9 protein-coding genes are annotated in these 8,609 nt (G+C 68.0%); 8 read left to right on the top strand and 1 reads right to left on the bottom strand.

Translation table 11 applies throughout. From position 1 onward, the window contains the following. The 7 genes from IBL25_RS22650 to IBL25_RS22620 all read left to right on the top strand — a co-directional run. The coding region (locus tag IBL25_RS22650) for a methyl-accepting chemotaxis protein (RefSeq protein ID WP_187780757.1) at positions 1-1,356 on the top strand (1,356 nt) is incomplete at its 5' end. A 77-nt stretch (positions 1,357-1,433) separates the two neighbouring features. Further along, positions 1,434-2,465 (top strand): aspartate-semialdehyde dehydrogenase, encoded by a 1,032-nt coding sequence (locus IBL25_RS22645; RefSeq protein WP_187780756.1) that lies wholly within the window; start codon positions 1,434-1,436, stop codon positions 2,463-2,465. A 132-nt stretch (positions 2,466-2,597) separates the two neighbouring features. Then, complete coding sequence (locus tag IBL25_RS22640) at positions 2,598-2,882, top strand: hypothetical protein (protein ID WP_187780755.1); 285 nt, start codon at positions 2,598-2,600, stop codon at positions 2,880-2,882. A gap of 221 nt (positions 2,883-3,103) precedes the next feature. Continuing rightward, a complete protein-coding gene (gene sdhC / locus IBL25_RS22635; protein ID WP_187780754.1) occupies positions 3,104-3,547 on the top strand; it encodes a succinate dehydrogenase, cytochrome b556 subunit in 444 nt (147 codons plus the stop codon). Positions 3,548-3,563: 16 nt separating this feature from the next. Next, on the top strand, positions 3,564-3,956 hold the full coding sequence (sdhD, locus tag IBL25_RS22630; protein WP_187780753.1) for a succinate dehydrogenase, hydrophobic membrane anchor protein: 393 nt from the start codon (positions 3,564-3,566) through the stop codon (positions 3,954-3,956). Positions 3,957-4,064: 108 nt separating this feature from the next. Further along, complete coding sequence (gene sdhA / locus IBL25_RS22625; protein ID WP_187780752.1) at positions 4,065-5,876, top strand: succinate dehydrogenase flavoprotein subunit; 1,812 nt, start codon at positions 4,065-4,067, stop codon at positions 5,874-5,876. A gap of 15 nt (positions 5,877-5,891) precedes the next feature. After that, positions 5,892-6,677, top strand: a complete 786-nt coding sequence (locus tag IBL25_RS22620; RefSeq protein WP_187780751.1) for a succinate dehydrogenase iron-sulfur subunit — start codon at positions 5,892-5,894, stop codon at positions 6,675-6,677. A gap of 75 nt (positions 6,678-6,752) precedes the next feature. Here the strand turns inward: IBL25_RS22620 and IBL25_RS22615 are convergent, their stop codons facing one another. Further along, positions 6,753-7,025, bottom strand: coding sequence for a DUF2171 domain-containing protein (locus tag IBL25_RS22615; protein ID WP_187780750.1), 273 nt, complete (start codon positions 7,023-7,025; stop codon positions 6,753-6,755). Positions 7,026-7,193: 168 nt separating this feature from the next. On the opposite strand from IBL25_RS22615, the gene zapE reads away from it, so the two are divergent. Beyond that, on the top strand, positions 7,194-8,375 hold the full coding sequence (gene zapE / locus IBL25_RS22610) for a cell division protein ZapE (protein WP_187780749.1): 1,182 nt from the start codon (positions 7,194-7,196) through the stop codon (positions 8,373-8,375). Positions 8,376-8,609: the final 234 nt, after the last annotated feature.

Genomic DNA, 8,609 nt, shown 5'->3' with positions numbered 1-8,609 from the left:
CTGCTGGCGGCCTGGGCCACGGCGCGGGCGGTCGGGGCGCCGCTGGGGCGGCTGGCGGCGGTGCTGCAGCGGATTGCCGGCGGCGATGCCTCCGTGCCGGTGCCGGACCGCGCGCGGAATGACGAGATCGGCCGCATCGCCGAGGCGGTGGAGGCATTGCGGGCCACGGTGGGCGATGCCTTCGCGCGGAAGCAGATGATCGAGCAGATGCCTGTGGGCGTGATGCGCGCCGACCCGGCTCAGAACTTCCGCATCGACTACATGAATGCCGAGATGCTCCGCATCCTGGAAAGCGTGCCGCATGTGCTGCCTTGCCCGTCGGCGGAGGTATTGGGGCAGAGCCTGGACATCTTCCACCGCGACCCGGCGCATCAGCGCGCCCTGCTCTCCGACCCCGGCCGCCTGCCGCACCATGCCCGCATCCGCGTGGCGGGGGAGGTGATGGACCTGACCGTCTCGGCCATCCGTGGCGGGGACGGCACCTATATGGGCCCCATGCTGGTATGGAAGATGGCCACCGAGCAGGCCCGGCTGGCGGATACCTTCGAGGCCGAGATGGGCAGCGCCGTGGGCAGCGTCTCCGACCGCACCGGGGAGTTGCAGTCGGCGGCCCGCCGGCTGGCCGAGGCGGCGGAAACCTCGGGCCGCGAGGCGTCGCTGGTGGCCGAGGCCGCCGGGCGCGCCGATGCCGATGTGCAGGCCGTGGCCGCCGCCGCCGAGGAGATGGCGGCCTCGGTGGCGGAGATCACCCGCCGGGTGGGCGAATCCGCTTCCGTGGCTGGGCGCGCGGTGCAGGAGGCTCAGGCCGCCGATGGCACCATGCGCGGCCTGTCCGAAAGCGCGGCGCGCATCGGCGATGTGGTGCGGCTGATCGGTGATATCGCGGGCCAGACCAATCTGCTGGCGCTGAACGCCACGATCGAGGCGGCCCGGGCCGGCGAGGCTGGCAAGGGCTTCGCCGTGGTGGCCAGCGAGGTGAAGACCCTGGCCAGCCAGACCGCCCGCGCCACCGAGGAGATCGCCGGCCAGATCGCCGGCATGCAGGCTTCCACCGAGCGGGTGGTGGAGGCGATCCGTGGCATCGGCAGCACCGTGGAGCGGACGGCGGAGATCGCCACCGCCATCGCCGCGGCCGTCGAGGAACAGGGCACCGCGACGCAGGAGATCGCCCGCAGCGCGGCGCAGGTGGCGGAGGCCACGGGCGTGGTGACGCAGCGTATCGGCGTGGTGCGGCAGGTCGCCTCCGAGACCGGGCAGGCGGCCGGCGGCATGCTGGGCGCGGTGGAGGCGCTGGCGGGCCAGGCCGGCGTGCTGCGGGACCGTTCCGGCCGCTTCCTCGATGCCATCCGCGCCTGAGGCCACGCTTGCGGGCTCGCGGCCATCGGCGCTAGTGCAAGCCGGTTTTTGCCCGGACGGGAAAAGGAAAGCGGATCATGGGCTATCGGGTCGCGGTCGTCGGCGCCACCGGCAATGTGGGGCGCGAGATGCTCAAGACCCTCGCGGAACGGGCCTTCCCGGTCAGCGAGGTCATCGCGCTCGCCTCCGGCCGCTCGGCCGGGCAGGAGGTCTCCTTCGGCGAGAAGCAGGTGCTGAAGGTCCAGAACCTGGAGAAGTTCGACTTCAAGGGCGTCGATATCGCCCTGTTCTCCCCGGGGGCCTCGGTCTCGGCCGTGCATGCGCCCCGCGCGGCCGCGGCGGGCTGCGTGGTGATCGACAATACCTCCCAGTTCCGGATGGACCCGGACGTGCCGCTGGTGGTGCCGGAAGTGAACCCCGGCGCGCTGAAGGGCTTCCGCAAGCGCCGCATCATCGCCAACCCGAATTGCTCCACCATCCAGATGGTGGTGGCGCTGAAGCCGCTGCATGAGGTCGCGCGCATCAAGCGCGTGGTGGTCGCCACCTACCAGTCGGTGTCCGGCGCGGGGAAGGAGGCGATGGACGAGCTCTTCACCCAGACGCGCGGCATCTATGTGAATGACGCGGCGACGCCCGAGGTCTTCACCAAGCCCATCGCCTTCAACTGCATCCCGCATATCGACAAGTTCATGGACGACGGCTTCACCAAGGAAGAGTGGAAGATGGCCGTCGAGACCCGCAAGATCCTCGACCCCGATATCCAGGTCACGGCCACCGCCGTGCGCGTGCCGGCCTTTATCGGCCATGGCGAGGCGGTGAACGTGGAGTTCGAGAGCGAAATCACGCTGGAGCAGGCCTATGACGCGCTGCGCGGCGCGCCGGGCCTGACGGTGCTCGACCGGCGTGAGGACGGCGGCTACGCCACCCAGGTGGATGTGGCGGGGGAGGACCCGGTGTTCGTCTCCCGTCTGCGGGTGGACCCGACCGTGCCGCATGGGCTGGCCTTCTGGTGCGTCGGCGACAACCTGCGGAAGGGCGCCGCGCTGAATGCTGTGCAGATCGCCGAGGAACTGGTGCGCCAGGGGCTGTTGGTTTCGGAATCGGCTTAAACCAAGGGTTTACAGCTCACGAAGCTGTGTAGAATTGGGGCGGCGCGGCCACGGCACTGCCCCATTTTCGTCCGGCATCTCGGCGAGCTTTGCCGCGTTGAGATGACCACACGGTAAGGAAGGACCAGTCTCATGCGGTTCAACATCGGCAAGCTTGGCGCGGCGGCGGCTCTGACCCTGGCTCTGGGCACAGCGGCCTGCACCGACCCTTATAACCCCGGCCAGCGTGCGGTTGGCGGCGGCCTGCTGGGTGCTGGCGCCGGCGCTGGTGTGGCTGGCCTGACCGGTGGCAATGTCGGCACCGGCGCGCTGATCGGCGGCGCCCTGGGTGCGGTCGGCGGTGCCGCCACCACCCCGGACCGGGGCGACTATGGCCCCAATGGTGGCTACGGGCGCCGCGGTCACCGCCACTACTAATCACACGGCGATATCGTGAGAAGGCCGGCCGGGCGCTGCCCAGCCGGCCTTTTTCATGCCTGCACTGAGATTTGCTGGGGTAAATCCGCCCCTAATCCGCCCCGGGGCGCGTTGACGCTGCATGGGGCCGCACCATAAAACGTGGCGAGCCGCCCCGACGCCGCCGCTGCCCCGGCGCTGCGTGGGGCGTGGCGTTGACATTCGCGGAGCGGGACCGGTCCATGCCCATTATCAAAGACGCGCGCGAGACCCTGATGGTCGGCCGCCGCACCGACGGCACGCGTGTAAACCGTCCTTTGTCGCCGCATCTGCAGGTCTATGACCTGATGCAGATGACCTCTGGCATGTCTGTGCTGAGCCGGAACACCGGCATCGCCTGGACCCTGGGCCTGGTCTTCCTGGTCTGGTGGCTGGTGGCCGCGGCGACCGGCCCCGAGGCCTTTGCCCATGTCCAGTGGTTCTTCAGCTCCTTCCTGGGCATCCTTGTCCTGGCCGGCCTGACCGCCGTTGCCTGGTTCCATACCTTCGCCGGGCTGCGTCACCTCTACTGGGACCTGGGCCACGGCTATCACCTGCCTGAGGTCATGAAGACCGGCTGGGCCGCCCTCATCGCCTCTGGCGTGATGACGGCGCTGACCTGGCTCATTGCCCTGATCTCCTGGTAAGCGCGGAGCATCCGACATGAGCGAACAACACGGCACCGTGCGGCTGCAATCCTCGCTGGCGCGGGTGCGCGGCATGGGCTCCGCCAAGGGCGGCACGCATCACTGGTGGATGCAGCGCGTCACCTCCATCGCGCTGCTGCCGCTGACCATCTGGTTCGTCTTCGCGGTGGCCGGCCATACCGGCTCCACCCATGCTGAGCTGGTGACCTGGATGGCCCGCCCGCTGAACGCGGTGCTCCTCCTGTCCTTTGTTCTGATCTCCTTCCATCATGCCGCGGCCGGCATGCAGGTGATCATCGAGGACTATGTGCGCGGCGAGATGCGCATGTTCCTGATCCTGGCGGTGAAGGCCGGTTGCTGGATCCTGGCTCTGGCCGCCGCGCTGGCGGTGCTGCGGATCGCGATCTGATGTCGCCTGGCCGGCCCGCCCGCCGGCCAGTCTTTGTTGTATCTGAGGAAGACGGCGGCGCCGCACCGGCGCGCACCGTCGCCATGAAGTAACGAACGGATCGGGACGATGAACGCGATCACCATGCCCTCCTCGGGCGCCTACCGCATTGTGGACCACACCTATGACGTCGTTGTCGTCGGTGCCGGCGGTGCGGGCCTGCGCGCCACCTTCGGCATGGGCGCCGCCGGCCTGAAGACGGCCTGCATCACCAAGGTCTTCCCCACCCGCAGCCACACCGTGGCGGCGCAGGGCGGCGTCGGCGCCTCCCTCGGCAACATGGGCGAGGACAACTGGCGCTGGCACATGTACGACACCGTGAAGGGGTCGGACTGGCTGGGCGACCAGGACGCCATCGAATACATGTGCCGCGAGGCCGTGCCGGCGATCATCGAGCTGGAGCACTTCGGCGTGCCCTTCTCGCGCACCGAGGATGGCAAGATCTACCAGCGGCCCTTCGGCGGCCACATGCAGAACTACGGCAAGACCCCGGCCATGCGCGCCTGCGCCGCGGCCGACCGCACGGGCCATGCCATCCTGCACACGCTGTACCAGCAGAGCCTGAAGCATAACTGCGAATTCTTCGTGGAATACTTCGCGCTCGACCTGATCATGGACGAGGAAGGCGCCTGCCGCGGCGTGATGGCCTGGAACCTGGAGGATGGCTCCATCCACCGCTTCCGCGCCCAGACCGTGGTGATGGCGACCGGCGGCTATGGCCGCGCCTACTTCTCCTGCACCTCCGCCCATACCTGCACGGGTGATGGCGGCGGCATGGTGCTGCGCGCCGGCCTGCCGCTGCAGGACAACGAGTTCGTGCAGTTCCACCCGACCGGCATCTACGGCTCCGGCTGCCTGGTGACCGAGGGCGCGCGCGGCGAGGGCGGCTACCTGACCAATTCCGAGGGCGAGCGCTTCATGGAGCGCTATGCCCCCACGGCGAAGGATCTGGCCTCGCGCGACGTCGTTTCCCGCGCCATGTCGATGGAGATCCGCGAGGGCCGCGGCGTCGGTCCGCTGAAGGACCACATCCACCTGCATCTGGAGCACCTGGGCGCCGACCTGCTGCATGAGCGTCTGCCGGGCATTTCCGAGACGGCGAAGATCTTCGCCGGCGTGGACGTGACCAAGGAGCCGATCCCGATGCTGCCGACCGTCCATTACAACATGGGCGGCATTCCCACGAACATCCACACCGAGGTGCTGAACCCGACCGCGACCGACCAGGACCGCGTGGTCCCCGGCCTGATGGCGGTGGGCGAGGCGGCTTCGGTCTCGGTGCATGGCGCCAACCGCCTCGGCACCAACTCGCTGCTGGACCTCGTGGTCTTCGGCCGCGCCGCCGCGCTGCGCGCCGCCGAGACCATCAAGCCGGGCGCCACCCAGGCGCCGCTGCCGCCCAAGGCCGGCGAGATGGCGCTGGAGCGCCTGGACCGCGTGCGTCACGCCAAGGGCAGCACCTCGGTCGCCGAGCTGCGCCTGAACATGCAGCGCACCATGCAGACGCATGCCGCCGTCTTCCGCACCTCCGAGCTGCTGAAGGAAGGCTGCGACAAGATGGCTGTGGTGGCCGATGGCTATAAGGACATCAAGATCGCCGACCGTTCGCTGATCTGGAACAGCGACCTGATGGAGGCGATGGAGCTGGACAACCTGATCGGCAATGCGCTGACCACGGTTGTGGGCGCCGAGGCCCGCAAGGAATCCCGTGGCGCCCACGCGCAGGAGGATTACCCCGAGCGCGACGACGCCAACTGGATGAAGCACACCCTGGCCTGGGTGGACGACAAGTATCAGGTCAAGCTCGACTATCGTGACGTGAAGATGCGCACCCTCACCAACGAGGTGCAGGTCTTCCCGCCCAAGCCGCGCGTGTACTGAGGAAGGAGCGGGACCATGGCGACTTTCACGCTGCCGAAGAACAGCCGCATTCAGAACGGTAAGACCTACAAGGCCGAGCCGGGCGCCAAGAACGTCAAGTCGTTCAAGATCTACCGCTGGGACCCGGATACGGGCGAGAACCCGCGCTACGACACTTACGAGATCGATCTCGACAAGTGCGGCCCGATGGTTCTTGACGCGCTGATCAAGATCAAGAACGAGACCGACACCACGCTGACCTTCCGGCGCTCCTGCCGCGAGGGCATCTGTGGCTCCTGCGCGATGAACATCGACGGGATGAACACGCTGGCCTGCCTCAAGCCCATCGAGGACGTGAAGAAGGCCGACGTGCGCGTCACCCCGCTGCCGCATATGCCGGTGGTGAAGGACCTGGTGCCGGATCTGTCCCAGATCTACGCCCAGCTCCGCTCCATCGAGCCCTGGCTGAAGTCCGACACGGCCCCGCCGCCGGACAGCGAGCGGCTGCAGTCCAAGGAAGAGCGCGCCAAGCTGGACGGGCTGTGGGAGTGCATTCTGTGCTTCTGCTGCTCCACCTCCTGCCCCTCCTATTGGTGGAACGGCGACCGCTACCTCGGCCCGGCCGTGCTGTTGCAGGCTTATCGCTGGATCGCCGACAGCCGCGATGAGCGGACCGGCGAGCGGCTGGACAACCTGGAAGACCCCTTCCGGCTGTACCGCTGCCACACCATCATGAACTGCACGGCGACCTGCCCGAAGGGCCTGAACCCGGCGCAGGCCATCGGCAGCATCAAGCAGATGATGGTCGAGCGGCAGGGCTGAGGCGCCCTTCCGCCAGACAGGCAAACGGCCCGCCGGGAGTCCCCGGCGGGCCGTTTTCCGTTTCTGTTCCGGGCTTTACGAGCTGGTGACGAAATTGCCGCCCAGTTCGCCCGGCTCAGGCGTGTCCTGCAGCATCGACAGCGTGGCCGTGCGATTGACCACCATGGTGATCTTGCCGCCCTGGATGTCAGCGATCGCGGCCACGGGCAGGTAGTGGTGTTTGCCATCCGCCGAGTCGTTCTTGGACAGCTTGATGAAATCGCCCTCGACTCCATCGACGGTGCCGACATGGTTGCCGCAGGAGCCAACGATCTCGGCATGCTCCTTGATCAGGGACTTGTCGGTCATAGTGGCTCTCCGCTCCTGAAGCTTCTGCCAATGCAACGGACAGCGGCGGCAAAGGTGGCATCAAGGCCCTGCGAGCCTTTGATATAACCTTGCCTTGCAACCGTTTACTCGCCGTTCCTTAACCTTCGTGGTTGTCCTGGGCGCCTCAAAGGGCTATGCCGCACTGCGATGGACGGCTTGACAACGCCCGTGGGCGACGCGCCCACCTCCACCGGACCGCTGCCGCTTTACCGTGCCCGTGTCGCCGCTGGCGAGTTGCGTGCCGATCCCGCGCAGCTCAAGGCCGCCGAGACCCTGCAGGAATTGTGGGGCCGGCTGCGCCGCTACGACCCGAAGCCGCAGCCTGCCGCCAAGGAAAGCTCTGGCGGGCTGATGGGCCGCCTCTTCGGCCGCAAGCCGGCCGAGGCGCCCGCCGTCCAGGCGCCCATCGGCCTCTACATGGTCGGCGAGGTCGGGCGTGGGAAGTCCATGCTGATGGACCTCTTCTTCGATTGCGCCGATGTGCCGCGCAAGCTGCGCATCCACTTCCACCAGTTCATGCAGGACTGCCACCGGCGCATCCATAGCTACCGCAAGCAGCACGGCAATGCGGCGGACCCGATCCCGCCGCTGGCGCAGATCATCGCGGATGACGCGGCGCTGCTCTGCTTCGATGAATTCCAGGTCCATGACATCACCGATGCCATGATCCTGGGCCGGCTTTTCGAGGCGCTGTTTGCCCGCGGCGTGGTGGTGGTCGCCACCTCCAACACGGCGCCGGACGACCTTTTTAAGGGCCGGCCGGGGCGGGATGCCTTCCTGCCCTTCATCCAGCTGATCAAGCAGAAGGTGGCGGTGCTGCATCTGCAATCGGCCCAGGACTACCGCCGCGACCGCATCCAGGCCCTGCCGACCTGGCATGTGCCGGCCGATGCCCGTGCCGAGCGCGCCCTGGACGAGGCTTTCCATGAGTTGACTGGCCAGCGCCACGGCCAGCCGCGCAAGCTGGAAGTGCTGGGGCGGCAGGTCGAGGTGCCGCAGGCGGTGGGGGAGGTCGCGCGGGCGGATTTCGAGGCGCTTTGCGGCAAGCCGCTGGGCCCGGCCGATTACCTCGCGCTGTCCACCGCCTTCCACACGCTGATCCTGGACGGCGTGCCGCGGCTGGGCCCGGACAATTTCGACCGGGCGCGCCGCTTCATCACGCTGGTGGATACGCTTTACGAACGGCGCTGCAAGCTGGTGGCCTCGGCCGCCGCGGTGCCGGACCAGCTTTACGAGCGGGGGGAGAATGCGGCGATGTTCCAGCGCACCGCCTCCCGCCTCGTGGAGATGCAGAGCCAGGATTATCTGCGCTTGCCGCACCTGGACTGATGCATGAGGGAGATGGCTGCGGGAGGGGGAAAGCCCGCAGTCGTCTTGGGGATCGACAATTGGGGGAGTTTTTTTCAATGCGTATCATCACGCTTTGCCTGCTGGGGCTTTTCGCCCTGGCCTTGTCCGCGCCTGTCTCGGCCGAGGCGGCCAGCACGCGCTCCAGCCCGCGCGCCAGCGCCAAGGTGGTGAAGCCCGCCGCCCGCGCCGCCGCGCCGGCCCGTGCCACGGCCA

Source organism: Pseudoroseomonas ludipueritiae (assembly GCF_014490445.1).
Taxonomy (GTDB): Bacteria; Pseudomonadota; Alphaproteobacteria; order Acetobacterales; family Acetobacteraceae; genus Pseudoroseomonas; species Pseudoroseomonas ludipueritiae.
Note: the sequence above shows the minus strand (reverse complement) of the source record. Positions and strands in the feature narration are given on the sequence as shown.

Coding starts and splice junctions, on each gene's coding strand:
- IBL25_RS22645 (WP_187780756.1), top strand. CDS start 1,434: ATGGGCTATCGGGTCGCGGTCGTCGGCGCCACCGGCAATGTGGGGCGC.
- IBL25_RS22640 (WP_187780755.1), top strand. CDS start 2,598: ATGCGGTTCAACATCGGCAAGCTTGGCGCGGCGGCGGCTCTGACCCTG.
- sdhC (WP_187780754.1), top strand. CDS start 3,104: ATGCCCATTATCAAAGACGCGCGCGAGACCCTGATGGTCGGCCGCCGC.
- sdhD (WP_187780753.1), top strand. CDS start 3,564: ATGAGCGAACAACACGGCACCGTGCGGCTGCAATCCTCGCTGGCGCGG.
- sdhA (WP_187780752.1), top strand. CDS start 4,065: ATGAACGCGATCACCATGCCCTCCTCGGGCGCCTACCGCATTGTGGAC.
- IBL25_RS22620 (WP_187780751.1), top strand. CDS start 5,892: ATGGCGACTTTCACGCTGCCGAAGAACAGCCGCATTCAGAACGGTAAG.
- IBL25_RS22615 (WP_187780750.1), bottom strand. CDS start 7,025: ATGACCGACAAGTCCCTGATCAAGGAGCATGCCGAGATCGTTGGCTCC.
- zapE (WP_187780749.1), top strand. CDS start 7,194: ATGGACGGCTTGACAACGCCCGTGGGCGACGCGCCCACCTCCACCGGA.